The 15,515-nt window shown below is 32.0% G+C and carries 20 protein-coding genes, 2 tRNA genes and 1 pseudogene; 20 read left to right on the top strand and 3 right to left on the bottom strand.

The features are described from left to right. Window positions 1-10 precede the first annotated feature (10 nt). Together arsB and J0J35_RS11640 are read left to right on the top strand one after the other, a co-directional pair. A complete protein-coding gene (arsB, locus tag J0J35_RS06220) occupies window positions 11-1,066 on the top strand; it encodes an ACR3 family arsenite efflux transporter (protein WP_206916216.1) in 1,056 nt (351 codons plus the stop codon). Window positions 1,067-1,087: 21 nt separating this feature from the next. Further along, window positions 1,088-1,290: pseudogene (locus J0J35_RS11640) on the top strand (hypothetical protein). Between the two features lie 633 nt (window positions 1,291-1,923). Here J0J35_RS11640 and J0J35_RS06215 read toward each other — a convergent pair. Next, window positions 1,924-2,490 (bottom strand): TMEM175 family protein, encoded by a 567-nt coding sequence (locus tag J0J35_RS06215; RefSeq protein ID WP_019299605.1) that lies wholly within the window; start codon window positions 2,488-2,490, stop codon window positions 1,924-1,926. Between the two features lie 309 nt (window positions 2,491-2,799). On the opposite strand from J0J35_RS06215, the gene J0J35_RS06210 reads away from it, so the two are divergent. The 6 genes from J0J35_RS06210 to J0J35_RS06185 all read left to right on the top strand — a co-directional run bounded on the left by J0J35_RS06210 (window position 2,800) and on the right by J0J35_RS06185 (window position 8,852). Beyond that, a complete protein-coding gene (locus J0J35_RS06210; RefSeq protein ID WP_206916215.1) occupies window positions 2,800-4,290 on the top strand; it encodes a helix-turn-helix domain-containing protein in 1,491 nt (496 codons plus the stop codon). A gap of 227 nt (window positions 4,291-4,517) precedes the next feature. Continuing rightward, on the top strand, window positions 4,518-6,275 hold the full coding sequence (locus tag J0J35_RS06205) for a BspA family leucine-rich repeat surface protein (RefSeq protein ID WP_206916213.1): 1,758 nt from the start codon (window positions 4,518-4,520) through the stop codon (window positions 6,273-6,275). Window positions 6,276-6,281: 6 nt separating this feature from the next. Continuing rightward, window positions 6,282-6,800 (top strand): hypothetical protein, encoded by a 519-nt coding sequence (locus J0J35_RS06200; RefSeq protein WP_206916211.1) that lies wholly within the window; start codon window positions 6,282-6,284, stop codon window positions 6,798-6,800. Window positions 6,801-6,901: 101 nt separating this feature from the next. After that, window positions 6,902-7,570 (top strand): hypothetical protein, encoded by a 669-nt coding sequence (locus tag J0J35_RS06195; protein WP_206916210.1) that lies wholly within the window; start codon window positions 6,902-6,904, stop codon window positions 7,568-7,570. 18 nt (window positions 7,571-7,588) lie between these two features. Further along, window positions 7,589-7,906, top strand: a complete 318-nt coding sequence (locus J0J35_RS06190) for an LPXTG cell wall anchor domain-containing protein (RefSeq protein ID WP_019336225.1) — start codon at window positions 7,589-7,591, stop codon at window positions 7,904-7,906. Window positions 7,907-8,072: 166 nt separating this feature from the next. Next, entirely contained in the window at window positions 8,073-8,852 is a 780-nt protein-coding gene (locus J0J35_RS06185; protein ID WP_206916208.1) for a SpaA isopeptide-forming pilin-related protein, read from the top strand. Between the two features lie 31 nt (window positions 8,853-8,883). Here J0J35_RS06185 and J0J35_RS06180 read toward each other — a convergent pair whose 3' ends face one another. Next, the gene (locus J0J35_RS06180; protein WP_206916206.1) at window positions 8,884-9,282 is read right to left on the bottom strand and encodes a hypothetical protein; all 399 of its coding nucleotides are present in this window, start codon (window positions 9,280-9,282) and stop codon (window positions 8,884-8,886) included. A 4-nt stretch (window positions 9,283-9,286) separates the two neighbouring features. Continuing rightward, on the bottom strand, window positions 9,287-9,616 hold the full coding sequence (locus tag J0J35_RS06175; RefSeq protein ID WP_206916203.1) for a helix-turn-helix transcriptional regulator: 330 nt from the start codon (window positions 9,614-9,616) through the stop codon (window positions 9,287-9,289). A gap of 828 nt (window positions 9,617-10,444) precedes the next feature. On the opposite strand from J0J35_RS06175, the gene J0J35_RS06170 reads away from it, so the two are divergent. From J0J35_RS06170 to J0J35_RS06115, 12 genes are all read left to right on the top strand, one after another. Beyond that, window positions 10,445-10,516, top strand: a tRNA-Trp gene (locus J0J35_RS06170). Between the two features lie 54 nt (window positions 10,517-10,570). Further along, window positions 10,571-10,891, top strand: coding sequence for a nucleotidyltransferase family protein (locus J0J35_RS06165; protein ID WP_017370970.1), 321 nt, complete (start codon window positions 10,571-10,573; stop codon window positions 10,889-10,891). Then, on the top strand, window positions 10,881-11,252 hold the full coding sequence (locus J0J35_RS06160; protein WP_206916198.1) for a DUF86 domain-containing protein: 372 nt from the start codon (window positions 10,881-10,883) through the stop codon (window positions 11,250-11,252). Before J0J35_RS06165 ends, J0J35_RS06160 begins: the two co-directional genes overlap by 11 nt. Window positions 11,253-11,478: 226 nt before the next feature. Then, the gene (locus J0J35_RS06155; protein ID WP_206916195.1) at window positions 11,479-11,787 is read left to right on the top strand and encodes a helix-turn-helix domain-containing protein; all 309 of its coding nucleotides are present in this window, start codon (window positions 11,479-11,481) and stop codon (window positions 11,785-11,787) included. Continuing rightward, window positions 11,784-12,005 carry a hypothetical protein gene (locus J0J35_RS06150; protein WP_198495099.1) on the top strand — a complete coding sequence of 74 codons (222 nt, stop codon included), beginning with the start codon at window positions 11,784-11,786 and terminating at the stop codon, window positions 12,003-12,005. The genes J0J35_RS06155 and J0J35_RS06150 overlap by 4 nt, the downstream gene beginning before the upstream one ends. A gap of 3 nt (window positions 12,006-12,008) precedes the next feature. Further along, window positions 12,009-12,221 carry a hypothetical protein gene (locus J0J35_RS06145; RefSeq protein WP_206916192.1) on the top strand — a complete coding sequence of 71 codons (213 nt, stop codon included), beginning with the start codon at window positions 12,009-12,011 and terminating at the stop codon, window positions 12,219-12,221. A gap of 2 nt (window positions 12,222-12,223) precedes the next feature. Next, window positions 12,224-12,445 (top strand): hypothetical protein, encoded by a 222-nt coding sequence (locus J0J35_RS06140; protein ID WP_206916190.1) that lies wholly within the window; start codon window positions 12,224-12,226, stop codon window positions 12,443-12,445. Between the two features lie 27 nt (window positions 12,446-12,472). Continuing rightward, window positions 12,473-12,685, top strand: coding sequence for a hypothetical protein (locus J0J35_RS06135; RefSeq protein ID WP_206916187.1), 213 nt, complete (start codon window positions 12,473-12,475; stop codon window positions 12,683-12,685). Between the two features lie 49 nt (window positions 12,686-12,734). Further along, window positions 12,735-12,807, top strand: a tRNA-Arg gene (locus J0J35_RS06130). Between the two features lie 54 nt (window positions 12,808-12,861). Continuing rightward, on the top strand, window positions 12,862-13,203 hold the full coding sequence (locus J0J35_RS06125) for a hypothetical protein (protein WP_165720106.1): 342 nt from the start codon (window positions 12,862-12,864) through the stop codon (window positions 13,201-13,203). 2 nt (window positions 13,204-13,205) lie between these two features. Next, window positions 13,206-13,697: a hypothetical protein gene (locus tag J0J35_RS06120; RefSeq protein ID WP_206916186.1), complete on the top strand. Its 492-nt coding sequence runs from the start codon at window positions 13,206-13,208 to the stop codon at window positions 13,695-13,697. A 16-nt stretch (window positions 13,698-13,713) separates the two neighbouring features. Continuing rightward, window positions 13,714-15,330, top strand: coding sequence for an FtsK/SpoIIIE domain-containing protein (locus J0J35_RS06115; protein WP_206916183.1), 1,617 nt, complete (start codon window positions 13,714-13,716; stop codon window positions 15,328-15,330). Window positions 15,331-15,515 lie beyond the last annotated feature (185 nt).

Here is a 15,515-nt window from a genome sequence, read left to right as displayed (position 1 = left end):
AAAGTAAAAAATGAATCAAGTAACTAAGAAGCTCTCATTCTTAGATCGTTATCTCACATTATGGATTTTTGTAGCGATGGCTGTTGGTGTAGCTTTGGGCTATTTTGTACCGAGCGTTGCAACAACAATTAACGACTTATCAATCGGTACTACATCTATACCTATTGCTATCGGTTTAATTCTCATGATGTATCCTCCATTGGCAAAAGTGAAATATGGAGAAATGGGGAAAGTATTTAAAGACTGGAAAGTACTTTTACTTTCTCTTATTCAAAACTGGATTATTGGTCCAGTATTGATGTTTGTCCTTGCAATTGTATTTTTACAAGGTTATCCTAGCTACATGGTTGGTTTAATTATGATAGGACTTGCTCGTTGTATTGCTATGGTTCTTGTTTGGACAGACTTAGCACATGGAGATAGCGAGTATACGGCAGGGCTTGTAGCTTTCAACTCTCTTTTCCAAGTATTCTTTTATTCTATCTTTGCATATTTCTTTGTCACTTTGCTGCCAAAATGGTTGGGATTAGGAGATTATGCCGTACATATCACAATTGGTGAAATAGCAACTTCAGTGTTTATTTACCTAGGGATTCCTTTCATTGCAGGAATTATTTCCCACTTTGGATTGATAAAACTTAAGGGTAAAACATGGTTTGAAGAAAAATTTATTCCCAAAGTAAGTCGTCTTACATTGATTGCTCTTTTATTTACAATTATCATTATGTTTGCAGTAAAAGGAGATAAAGTAGTAGAATTACCACTTGATGTAGTAAGAATTGCTACTCCCCTTCTTTTATACTTTTTCTTGATGTTCTTTATATCTTTCTTTATGTCTAAGAAAATGGGAGCAAGCTATCCAGTAGCAACATCTCTTTCCTTTACAGCAGGAAGCAATAACTTTGAGCTTGCGATTGCTGTAGCTGTTGGTGTGTTTGGGATTAATTCAGGCAAAGCTTTTGCTGCTGTAATTGGTCCTCTCGTGGAAGTTCCAGTTATGATTGCTTTGGTTAATGTTGCACTTAAAATGAAAAACAAATACTTTAAAGATAAAGAAAAATTTTAAGTGTAGATGGAGGACTTTAAAATGAAATTCAAGTTTAAATCTCTTCTTCATTTGAAGAAAAATCATTACCCAATTTTACAGGTGAGAATAACGGATATAACATTATAAAAGAATTTAATAATATGGATGAAGCAATTAAGCATGTATCCGAAAATTATGGATTTTTAAAAACCGAAGATGAACTTCATTCATTTGTGGTGAGAAGTATTTCTGAGGTTGAATGAAGTTATATAAAATCAAAAGTTGTTAGGAGTTTCTAACGACTTTTTACTTTGTGAATTCAATCAACTATTGCGCTAGTCGGTAGTTTTAATAATAATCTTTTATGATATAATAAGTATCTGTTCTTATAGGTAAGTCCCTGGATTCTGGGGGGCTTTTTAATTTATTATTTCCTATTGAGACTTTTAATGTGAGATAAGGTTACTATTTTCTGTTAATATAGACCTTTATCTGAAAAAGAAGAATTATTCTAGTAGATAAGGGTCTTTGAAATAGTAAATCTAAAACTAACCAAAAAACTAACCAAGAAAGTAAAATAGTGTGTATATAAATTTATATAATAAAGAATTGCTGTGCAGTGATATATATAGCAATTTTTTATTATGTAAATTAAAGTAGAAGTAATAGCAAAAGATATTAAAAAACCTTAGTATAATACTAGATTTTTTTATGTTTTATAAAGACTTATTCTTCTGTTTTCGCTTATTGCATTACAATAAAAAATCTTAAATATTGTATTAGCAAGATACTTTCATGACCTAATCGATGTGTAAATTTTACATATATTATTTTTTTTACTACTAGTAAAAAACTTTGATAATTGAACTGTATAGTTAGAATATAGAAACTAGTTTTTATCTAAATATTTCTTCTACTTTTTTATCGGGAACTACCCATAATGAAAAAACAATAACAGAACCAATCAACATAATGATAGGGGCAATGAAGTAACCTAAAGCAATGCTAATAATATTTAAAATAACACTAACGATGTTCTTTTTTAATGTTGCATTGTCACTTCGTATTCTTTTGTTTATTTTTAAAAGGTATTTTGTTAAAAAATAATAAATTAAATTCGCAAAAGAAAATAGAAGAACATAGCATAACTCAGGAATAAAAGAATTGGGATAAAGAGAAACCCAATTAGAAAATATAGGTACTAAAGATAATATGAAAATGAAAAATATATTTATCCATAATACTTTACTATCAATTTTTTGGATACTTTGTAATAGATGATGATGATTAACCCAGTAGATGGCTAGTATTATAAAGCTTATAAAATATACTGCTAGATGTGGTAGTATTTCTTTTAAAGCATTCCATGTATCTGAAGTGGGACGAGTTAATTCTAAAACTAAAATTGTCATGATAATGGCAATTACAGCATCTGTAAATGCCTCTAAACGTACTTTACTCATTTATTTTCTACTCTCTATATTGTGAAATTTTTCTACTTAATTTTAGAAATAAAATAATACTTTATTGCGTATAAAGGGTTGTTAAATTAAACTTATTCTAACAAATTATATTATACATTGCCAATGAATTAGGACTTATTTCTATAGATATTTGATTAAAAATAGTAGATTATATAATATTATAAAGCAACGTATTCGTATGATATACTATTTTTGTATTAAGGTATATAATAAAAACTGAATAATAAAATAAGCTAGTCAATAATCCTATTTTAAAAATAGATATTAAATCTTTTGAAAGGGTATCAAATGGAAATTAAAGCGTTAGAAAAAAATGTTAGTCTAGAATTACAACTTTTAGATCATTTGCAACAAGAAGGGGAGTGGAGAAGTACAGAAGAACTTGCAAGCCTTCTTAAAATAAACACAAAAAAAACTGGTAGTTTAATTACTCATCTTACTCATAAAATAAAAACTCTTAATTCCAGGGATTTAGTACTAAAAACAGTAAGGGGGCGTGGTAACTTACTTGTAGTAAAGAGTAATAAAGAATATAGAAGATTTCGTCGTAGTATTATTGAGAATACGATTACATATAAAATAATTTTCTCTATTATTTTATATGAGAACTCAAATGTAACGAAACTTTCATTAGATAACTTTGTGAGTGAGTCTTTAATAAAAAATAAAATATCTCAAGCTAATAAATTTTTAGCAATTTGGGGGGTTAAAATTGTAACTAGAAAAAAAGAGTGCCAATTTATTGGGGAAGAAAATCAAATAAGGGTTATGTTACAAACTTTATTATGGAGATTATATCGTGGTGAAGAATGGCCTTTTTATCAAATAAAAAAATTCTTGATTAAAGATATAATATACAAGTTTTCAGAAAACTTAAATTTAGACATAAAGGAAATTACATGCAATAAGCTGGCATATATTTTCGCAATTAACTATAGTAGGTTTAAGCGAGGTAATGCTATAAAAGTAACCCAAAATATAAAAAAATATAGTCAGCTTTGTCACTGGATAGGTTCAAAAACACAAATATATGACATTCTTACAGAGAATTATAATTTTTCGAAAGATGAGACTACCTTTTTTATACTAGAATTAATTACACAAAGAGATATTTATGAAAAACTAGTGGAAAGTATGGGTGAATCATCTTTATTACTTAAAAATACTCCTGCCGATGTAGGAATACAGATATTATTGAAGAAATACAATGAGCATTTTAAAGAGCTAACTGTCGAACAATCAGATCTATTTTATAAAAATATCTATCCTTGTCATATATATGCAGATTTATTTTCGAACCTTATTTTTTCAGAATCAGAATATTATGGATTAAACATTGTATCTCGATATGTACCTATGATGAAAAAAACGATTGAAGGTATAATTGCTTCTTTGTATATTGAAAGTGAGTTAAGTCTATTTCTAAATGATAAATATTTATTAACTGAGTATCTACTTGCTTTTTCAGAGTTTATTCCAATTGTATATAAAGAAAAAAAAATAACAATTTTAGTTGATACTGATGCTTCTAAAACATCAGAACAATTTTTGATAAATCGACTGAGAAACCGTTTTTCAGATTTGTATAATTTAGAATTAATCACAAAGATTGAAAACGCAGATAAGGATATAGATTTTATTATTTCAACCAATACCTTCAGTAACTATAAGCACATAAGTGACAGTGTTAAAAATTTTATCATACATCTATTTCCTACACAAAGAGAGTTTGATAACATAGAAAACTATCTTCAAGCACTTAGTAGCAAGAAAATATAAAAAAGGCATAACCAGTCTTTTTTTATTTATTCTTACATTTCCACATTTATATAAAACGTACATAAAAAAAGTTAAGGATAATCCTCTTTTCTAACGTAATTTAAGTCCTGAAAATTATAAGATATATACTATGAGGAATCCTATTAAAAAAACTTCAATTCCTATTTTTTATAGAATTGAAGAAAATATACTATTATTTCAAGAAAATATAAAAAGGGGAAAAGATAATGAAACAAAAAAATAAATTTCAAAGAATGGTAAGATTTTTCTGTACATTATTTATTATAACCTTTACTTTTCTGTTTTTTATGCCGTTAGTAAGTGCTCTAGATAATGATGAAAATATGCAACAAGAGGACAATTCCGAATTGCAATTATTACAAGATGTATCAATCCAGACATCTTCTTCTCAAAAAAATGAAATACAAACAAAAAATATCGCATCAGGTAAATTCGGGACATCTGAATGGGTAATAGATAACTCAGGTTGCCTACATATTGGAGAGGGAACATTTGCTAAAAGTATTAATCACATAGATTCGCCTTGGCGTTTATGGAAAGAAAAAATCACCTCAATTGTTTTTGAGGGGAAAGTAATATTAAATCAAGATTCGTCATTTTTATTTAACGATCTAAAAAATGTTAAAACTATTTCTAATTTCACAAATGTAGATACATCTGAAGTAAATAGCATGGAATCAGTGTTTCAAGGGATGTCTTCTTTGGAGGAGCTAGATTTGAGCAATTTTAATACTTCCAAAGTAACTAATATGTTGGCTATGTTTTCTGGAGCATCCTCATTAAGAGAACTGGATTTGAGTACATTTGATACATCTAAAGTTAAAGGAATGAATTACATGTTTAATGACATGACTTCGATTACTACGTTAAACGTATCGAATTTTAACACGGAAGAAGTAATAGCGTTTGATGGGATGTTTCGTGGAATGACTTCTTTAATTAATCTAGATTTATCATCGTTTAATACTTTAAAAGCAACGAATATGTACGGAATGTTTAAGGGGATGACATCTTTAAAATTTTTAAATTTATCAAGCTTTACTACAAGGAAATTAACATCAGTAACTATGTCGTCTATGTTTGATGGTGATGACCAGCTTTCTCAATTAGTACTTGGAGAATCTTTCTATTTTAAAAGTGGTGTAACTTTACCAGAGGTTCCAATTTCTGATGAATACAATGGGAAATGGAGAAATGTTGCTTCAGGTACTGTGGATAAACCCAATGGAAATAATATTTGGACATCTGATGAACTTACGAAGCATTATAGTGGGGTGAGGGATGCGGATACTTATGTGTGGCAAAAAAGAAGCTTTATCACAGAATACTATTATGATACAGAAGGGGAGTTTCTCAAAGCCCCAGTTGTAACTGAAGTAGACGGGAAAATTTTTACACCACAACCTGAAAAATATGAAGAAGTAAATGACACTCTTTATATCTATAAAGGTTGGACAGAAGAACAACCAGAATCAGGGACTTCCATACATGGAGATCCCCCTCCTTCTACAACAGTAGAAGCGACATATTATTATGTTTATGAAAAAGCAGACAAATTTATAAATGTTACAATTCCTACGGAGATTGTCTTTGGAACAGAGGAACATTCTAAAAATATTACTTCTAAAAATTATGATATTAAAAACAATTCGAATGATGTTGATCTTCAAATGACGCTTGCGACTTTTGAAAAAGTCAATTCTGATATTCAATTATTGGATGAGGCTACTCCAGATCCAAGTGGTAAAGATAATAGCGTACGTCTTAATCTCTTGATAGGAGGGGAGACAGCACTTTCTAGTTTGAATGAAAAAGTAAGTGAACAAGAACTTGGAAATATACAAAGTGGTAAAACAACGACTCTGGCATTGACAGGAACTTATTTTGGAGATTTAAGCGAAAGACATAAGGTAGAATATAAGACGAATCTAAAGTTTAAAGCACAGGCTAAAGTTAAAAATTAAAGGGGAATGATTATCAAAGAAAAAATTAAAAAGAAAAAATGGTGGATTATACTCCTTCTAGTGCTTCTGGTTATAGGTGGAGGATTGGGCTATAAGTATTTTCATAAATCACCCACAGAAATTGTAGCAGGTTCTTATTTACCTGATGCGAAAGATGCTAAGAAAATGACAAGCAAAGAACGCAGAAAGCTACAAGAGGAAGAAGTAGATAATTCAAAGTTCACACTAAGTATCTATCCAGAAGCTACCTTTGAAAATGGGAAGGCTACAGGAAATCTTTATATTAAAAATGAAGTTGAAAATGCTTATCCTATAGCCGTTCAAATCATTGAGGATGAGAGTGGGGACATTATCTATGAATCAGGGGCAATACAACCTGGTTATGAAATAACAGAAGGAAAGCTAGTAAAAAATTTAAAAAAAGGAAACTATAAATGTACCGCTGAGGTCTCTATTTTTGACCCAAAAACGGAAAAGTATAAAGGACAAACGGCGGCAGAAATAGAAGTGGAAGTGAAAAGTTAGGAGAAGTGATGTTATTCATAAAGTATCAAAGGCTACTTTTATGAAAAAAGCCTTAAAAAATAACGCCAAGAAAATAAAAAGAAAAAAAGAGGAAAAGAATAATGATGGATAAAAAAGTAGTAGCTAGCGTTTTGGTTGGAATGGTAACATTGGGGATGTCAAGTCAAGTTTTTGCGGCTGAAGGGGATAATCAAACTATTTCTGGAAAAGATGGAGAAACAAGTGCTGACATCATCACACGTGGGAATTTAGGTGATATTGATCCTACAGATCCAGAAACACCACTTCCAGAAGGGGACGAACGTTGGATTAAGGTAACTTTACCAACAGCAGTTGTTTTTGAATCAGAAGACCAAGAAACAATTACATCACCGAAAAACTATGAAATTAAAAATGAGTCAGGTCGTCCTGTGAAAGTCGATGTTGTATCATACAATATTACTGGTGGAGATGGCGTCTCTGCATTAACAGAATTAAATATCAAACGTTCCGCTGGATACCAAGGAAATGAAACTGTGAACCTAGTTACGGGTTCTGCATCAGTACAAGATTATATAATCGATACTGAATTTGTACGCCTTGCAAATAATGAGGGTGTCTTTGGTAACGAAAACAAAGCTGATAGCACAACAAACTTTGAATTTACAGGAACAGTAGATAAAGATGCTTTGTCAAATGGTAATAACTATGTTGAATCCAAATTAAACTTGAAGTTTACTGCATTACGTATGGATGGTCAAACAGTTGAAGAAGCATCTGAAACAGAATAAATTGAAATAAGGTGAATTTTGAGAAAGATAGAAATAATTCTTCTAGCGTTAGTTATTTCTACTCTTAGTGTATTTCCAACAACAGTAAAAGCTGATAGAGATGATTATTCAACTGTTCAAGTAACAGGAAGTTTAACTCCTAATGAGAGTGTAATACCAGAGGAGAATGAAGAGAATAATTTAGAAGAAAAAACTACAGTAATAAAAAAAGGAAAATTACCTGAGACAGGTGATAAGAGCACCATAATTACAGGTCTTTGGGGAATACTTAGCTTTGTAGTATTGATTGTTATAGTTTATCATTCAAAGTTAAGACGATTTTCAGATGATTTGTAAAACATAAAAAACAGCTTTTAATAGGTTAGGAGTTGTTTTTTGTGTTTTATATAAATTTTGAAATATTATATTTTATTTAATTATCTTAAAATAAATACACAAAAAGGGTATTACTAATTACGGTTTAAAGTGCCTTTTAAGGTGTTAAATAATGTACATTAGAGTAATGAACAATTATATTAAAAAACTCATTATATCACTGCTTATTCTTGGAGGTGCTCTTTGCCTAAATACTTCTGCTTTAGCAAATAGTAATCTTGAAGTAAGGGATGACAGTATATCGCAAAACAACAGCCTATCTGACGATAAACCATTAGCTTCAGCTACTTTACAATTAAACGATGTGGAGAGTGGAACCCCCATTAAAGGTGCAACTTTTACTTTAAGAAAGCTTGTCCCACTTCCTGTTAGTGTGCTTTATGAAGGTTTAACCACAGATGAAAATGGGAAAATTATTGTAGAAAATCTGAGTCCGGGATATTATGAGTTTACTCAAATAAGTACACCAGAAGGTTATTCTCTTCCTAAAATAAAAACAACTGTTTTTTATATTTTAGAGTATGAAACTGAAACTGGTCACTATGCGGAAGATAAAACGGTGACAATTTTTAATAAGGTAACGGACCCAACGGACCCAACGGACCCAACGGACCCAACGGACCCAACGGACCCAACGGACCCAACGGACCCAACGGATCCAACGGATCCAACGGACCCAACGGACCCAACGGACCCAACGGACCCAACGGACCCAACGGACCCAACGGATCCAACGGACCCAACAAATCCAACAGATTTAAGAAATTCAAATGGCACCATACGACCTATTGAGAATAAAAAATCACTGCCTAAAACAGGTGAAAGAGAGACGGTTAGAACAGCTTTAATTGGATTCTTAATAATATTAAGTAGCTTTATATTCATTAAACGGTTAAAAAAAGAGTAGATTAGTTTCTACTCTTTTTATTATATCTATTTTAGTATTCTGTTTGATATTTTTGCAAAGCTTCACAAATTGTTGGCTTATAATACTCAGGATCAACTCCTAGGTACTCTGCAATTTTTAAATAATTAGGCTGGGGTATTTCTTCAGTTGCTAGTAAAGATATTAAGTTTGATATACCATCTTTATTTGCTGAAGCTTCTACTTTAAGTATTTGTAAAGAATTATAAAATCCTATATCGCCATGTCTAACATGTTCCAATTCATGTAAGATTACTTTTAATTCTTCTAATTCAGGTAGCCCTGCTTGAACAATAATATAATCATTTCCGTTATCATGGATATATTTTCCTTTAGATTTTAAAGTTCCTGTATAGTCATAAAGAAGGGTAACATTTTCGTCTTTACAAAATCGCCATACTCTATGTATCAAAAAATTACTTTCCTTTACTCTCGAGATAATCCTTTATTAAGTTATGGATAATTTCTTTATCATCATCATCTAGGGGGCTTCCATCAAAACTTTTTGAGTTTTCAATGCTTTTATCAAGACGTTCAGAATCATACTCGCGAGAAGTGGTATTGCCGAGTAGATAATCAGTAGTAACATTAAAATATTTAGCGATTTCTGCAGTACGCTTTGCTGAAGGAATGGTTCCTTGTTTATAAGCATTGAGAGCATTTCTTGGGTAATTTAGTTCTCGTTCAATTTGATTTATAGATTTATTGGCTTCTGAAGCCAATAATTGTAGACGTTCATAAAACATTGAAATCCTCCTTTAAAACAATTTATAAAAAATTAAGTTTATCGTTGACAAAATGTATAGAATAATATACAATAGGTGTGTATAGAAAAATATACACAAAAAATAAGCAAATAGCCCCAGTGAGTGGAGCTTCTTGCAAAATTGTTATTTAATAACTAGACACTATTATTATAACAATTTTGAAGGAGAAAAGCCAATGGCGACAAATGCTTATAAAGGGTTGCTACTTACAGCACGCTTAGCAGAGCGTAAATTGTTATAGGAGAAAGAAATGTAGACAGTCACCCAGAAAGCCCTTAAGTGTGGCGATTATGGGAGTGTATAAGTTGTACGCTTGAAAGTCAGGAAAATATCGGGAAGTTAAGTATGCTGAGAGTAACACTTGCTTCTATCTAACAGGTAATACAAAGGGTATTATTTCAAGGAAAACGTAATTTTCACTTTTAAAACTGATACTGTACCCACTCACAGCTAAGGGGTTATCGCAGTCGCTGTCCAGATCCTACCGCCATTTATTCCTCTAAAATTCTTGGAATAGACTCTTAAGTGATTGACTGTCGTGATGATAGGCAAGGCGGGGATTAATGCTCTGAAACGGGTATTAATCCACCTAACAGATTTTTTACTATTCATTTCTTAAGAATAATAAAGGTCTGTTAGTTTATGAATACTTTTGTAGTATTCATTTTTAATGAATTTGAAAAGAAACATATTTAAAAAAGAAAAGCCTTGATTATCAAGGTTTTTTATTGTGAATGATATTAAAAACTTGTATTTCCTTGTTGGTGTGATAATGACTACCTAAGAAAAGAGATATAGGTTTTTTATGGGTACATAAGATAATGGCTAGTCCGCAAGTCTCCAAAACTTGCTGTGGGGGTTCAAATCCCTCTGTACCTGTTCTACTTTGTGATATACTAAGAGTAGAAAGAGATACTTCTGAAAGGAGACAACATGATTTTAACTATTGAAGAAATTACAAAAAAAGTAGCACCTATTGCGAAAAAATATAATTTGAAAGAAGTTTATTTATTTGGCTCTTATGCAAGAGGTGAAGCAAGAGAAGATAGTGATATTGATTTATTGTATGTGAAATTTGATAATTCAATGTCACTAACAACTAAGTACATGTTGCTTGATGAACTAGAAGATAGTTTGGGCAAGAAAGTAGACTTAGTTTCATTACAGGCTTTTGTAATGAATAAAAAAGTACCAGGCACAGATGAAATCTTAGAAAATATTGAACAGGAGAGAGAAGAAATTTATGCAGCATAACCGTGATTTATACTATTTAGAACAAATGGTATATCATGCAGAGGAAGCTCTTGAATTTTTTAGTCAAATTGATAACTCAGAAGAACGTTTATTTAATGATAGTCTATATCAAAAGGGTATTTCTAAGAGCTTAGAACAAATGGGGGAGATGCTTGCGGTTGGTCGTATTTCTGAGGAGTTACAGGAACGGTATAACTATATTCCATGGCGAGCTATTAAAGGTTATCGAAATATGGGTGTACATGAATATGACCGTATAGACTGGAGCGAGGTTTCAGCATTATTAAAATCAGAGCTAAGAGGTAATATAGCAGATTTACAAATGATTATTGAAAAAGAAAGAAGAAATAAACAGCTTTAAGGCTGTTTTTTTTTATTGGATTTTTTATGATTTCGAATAGAGAACAGTTATTTATTAATATTGAAAAATTAGAAGATAAAGTACAGAAGTATGAACAACTTTTTTTATTAAATATCTCTGTAGATGTAAATAAAGAAATTGAACAGATTATTTTTCAATTGAAACAGGGATTATCTATAAATTACTTGGTTCTTTTGATTTCATATAGTTTTTAAAGGAGAATACTATGACATCAATTTCTCAAAATTTAATTGGGTTAAGACGTGCAAGAAGTTTAGAGCGTAAAGAAGTATGCGAAGCTTTAGGACTACTTCCTACAAGTTATGCAAGATATGAAACGGGCTTACGTGTTCCCGATATAGAATTATTAGGAAAGTTTGCATGCTATTATAACGTTACGATTGATTACTTAACAGGTCACACTGATCTAGTGAGTAAAGAAGTATACTTTCAAGAAGTATTAGAAATGATTGCGGATATGGGCGGTTGTGCAGGAGCTATGGCAAGTGAAGCCTTGAATGCGTGGAGCAAATGAAATTTCCAGTTAGTGAGTGTAAATATTGTGGAGGTAATTACTTTGAAGTGAAGGGCACTACAAAGGGAGTATTTGCAGACTTATATAATTCAGATGGCGAATTTATTAATACTACAGAACCTACGGATAGTTTATCTTATAAGTATGGAAAACGTTGGTTTTGTGCTAATTCAAAATGTGGACGGCAATTGTTTACAGAAAAAGATATTAAGGAGTGAAAAATGATTGATATTAAAAAACATACAGTAACAGAAGGAAAAACAACTTATGATGTACGGTTTTATACGGATTTAAGTAAGTTACCTCATAAATTTATTCAAGTGGTGAAGCTTACAAAAGAAGAAGTATTAAAGGTTATTGATACTTATAAGCTATCACCAACTACATTAAGCCAAAGAATTTATAATAATTTGCTTGGGATTAAGGAGAATTAAAAATGGAAAAAGAAGCTATTTCTCATGTCTCAATTTTACGTTATGCTAAACGTTCAGGTATTCTGGGTTTGTTAGAAAAAATGTACGATTATAATAATTTAGATGGATTTGTAAAAATTGGAGTCCTCAATGCACTTATGGATTATTTTGGAACAAAAGGACATCCTAAAATAAGATGTGTTGAGCGAGAAAAGATTGAACAAATTTTGATTGATGGATTATAGAAAATAAAGAACATAAGGAGAAAAAACATGAGATTATCTAAATTAGCAAAATCAATTATTAGAGAGATAGACTTGGCAGGTTGGGTCAACTCAGTAAATGATGGAGACTGTGAACGAGGAGAAGTGATAAAAAAAGTTCAACGATTTATTGCTCATAGTGGGATTCGTTATCAAGGCAAAGATGAAATGGAAAGAGTTGAAGAGGAGATTGTGGAGTGGTTTGATTCACAGCTTTTTTAATATTTGGTTGAAGGTTATTTCATATAAAAGAGGATTTTCCTCTTTTTTTGTTGCTGTCGTATAAAGGGTAGTACAGAAGGTCTCCTAAACTTTTGGTGCAGGTTCGATTCCTGTTAGCAACATGGTCAGAAATGACGTAAAACATTAAAAAATAAAAAAGCATAAGGAGAAAAAATATGCAATTACAAGAAGTTCCTGTAACGGAATTAAAAGAACTTACAAATGACGGTAAGGTTTATGTTTTACCAGAATATGAAACTGTAGCACGTACAGCAGAAATGCCTGAACATACAGTTTTCTCAGCCGCAGGTGACGGTGAAAAGAATTTCCATATTGTCTGCTTTGGGAAAGTTCCTAAAAAAGATGAATTACGAAAAGCTGTTCTTGGTGGTCTGGTTGAAATTGAAGTGGAAGGACATGAGCCAACATTTATTGATTTCAATTATGCAGAAAATGGTATCACAAAAAATCAAATGGCTTTACGTTTAAATGACGTGCTTATTAAAGGGGGCAAATAAAAATGGCAAAATACGGACTTAATCAATTCAATCGCACAATCACTCAAAATCCTAAAAAACTTTTTGGATATATGACTTATCTTGGTCATGAAAATATTCCTGAAATGGTTTATGTTGATGAAAATGGTGAAAAATTTGAAGAACAAAATGCGGAAGGTACACTTAAAGCAGTTCCTACTGGTGAAATTGCTGAAAAATATATCATGATTGCTTCTCCAAATTTTCCAAAACAAATTGATATTAAAGTACCAGTTGACTTTGACGAAACAGCTATTCCTTTCCGCAGTACAATTGAACTTGTAGAACCTGTGACAGCTTCTGTATATAAATCTACACAAGAAGTGACAGCTAACAACGGTCGTATTCAACGTATTCCAAAAATTACTTTCCCTTTGAAAGCTGCAGGAGTTAAAGTAGCTACTGCTACAAGTACAACTACAGAAACTCCTCGTGTAAATACACAAGAAGAACAGTCTAAGCCAAAAAACAAATAAAGGATAGGAGGGAAGCATGAATAAATTGTTTCCAAAAGGTCACCGTTTAAAAAAGCGTGACCGTCATATTCCTTTAAGATTATATGCTCTTGTTGCTGTTCCAGTATTTTTAGTGACAGGGGGCGCTAGTGTTGCTCTCTATCTGCTTTACGGAAAAGCTAAAATTGCTCTTGTTGGAGGGCTTTCTTTTGGGCTTATTCTTTTTGGGTTCTCGCTTTCATATTGGCTGTATCGCATTCTCTTGAAAAAGAGTTTTTTCTTTATACGTAAAAATAGGCATTTTCTTTTATGGCGCTTTATGTACCAAAATAATTTCTATTTTATGAAAGAAAGAAACGGTAATAATAGGCAAGGAAAACCTAAAATATACTTTCCTAAGGTGTATTTAAAGCAAGAAAAATATGAACTTCGAGCAAGCTTTCAACTTGAAGGCATTAAGTTCCAAGAACAATTCCTCAAACTCGGTGGCATACTTGAAACAATGTTCTCAGGTGACCTTATGGGAACTTCGGACGAGAAGGGCTATGTCGTGTACTCTTATGCGATAGACTCTGTACTTAGTCGTATTTCTGCTAAAGATGTTGTGGCAGATGTTAAACAGGGTGTGAAGCTCGCAGAGGGTGTATATTGGGATTTTGTTCATGATCCGCACTTAATTGTCGCAGGTGGTACTGGGGGAGGTAAGACGGTGTTCTTGCGCTCACTCTTGACTGGTTTGTTACGTATAGGTGTAGTAGAAATTCTTGACCCTAAGCAGTCAGATTTTGTAAAGCTAGAAAATCTTAATGTTCTAAAAGGTCGAGTGACCTATACGACAGAAGAAATGGGGCAACGTTTAATTGACCTCAAAGAAGAAATGGAACAGCGTTATGAAATCATGCGCCAAAGGTCAGAAGAACAAAATGAGGAAGAATTAGGTGCTTTTTATAAGTATGACATGAAACCTCTTTTTATTTTAATTGATGAAGAACCTTCTCTTGTTTCCGCTTTAGAAGATTTGCCTTATGGCGGTGTGATTGATTCTATGAAAGTCATGAGTGCTTTAAAGCAAATTATTCTTAAAGGACGTCAAGCAGGTGTTTATGTTGTTATTTCGACTCAAAATGTGAAAGCTGATGATTTACCTTCAACATTTAAAGATAATATGATGACTCGTATAACTTTAGGTCGATTGGCACAGTTTAGCTATGACACTCTTTATGGTGAAGAGAATAAACAAAAACACTTTAAATACGTTGAAAAAGACGGAGATACAGGTAAAAAGATTTTTGGACGTGGTTATTATGGTATTTTTGGAGGGAGTGCAAGAGAATTTTACGCTCCTTTATTGCCTGACCCTAAAACCTATAGTTTTTATATGGACTTTAAAACCTTGCCACGTATTGAAAAAGAAACGTCACCTACTATTGTAGTTGAGGAAAAATTCACACTTGAAGAAATGGCAAATGCGCTTAATTCTGATGTGAGATTGCTCAAAAAAATAAAAAGTAAACTGATAGAAAATAGCTATGAGTTTGCTTCAAAAGACTATTCCTTGAAAGATAAGGGGCTATTTGAAGAAATTCTTAAAGTGAAGGCAGATAGTTCTGATACCTTAGAGGACATAGTTTGTAATGTTGTGAGCCAATATTAAAACGGCTCGTCTTTGGCTTCTCTCGAAGTGGCGAAGGAAAGCTATAGACAAAGAAAGCCGATAAAGTGTAGGTTAAACGCTGATGTGGCGAACGAGGGGTGAAAGCCCCGGAGTGAGTGCGAAGCGGAGAACCGTACAAATTTACGGTCTTTTTTTGTCGTGAAGTAGCGGCTGAGTGCGAGAGA

This window comes from Lactococcus sp. LG606, from assembly GCF_017309645.1.
Classification (GTDB): Bacteria; Bacillota; Bacilli; order Lactobacillales; family Streptococcaceae; genus Lactococcus; species Lactococcus petauri.
The sequence above is the reverse complement of the archived record's forward strand: the minus strand, read 5'-3'. Positions and strand labels throughout refer to the sequence as shown.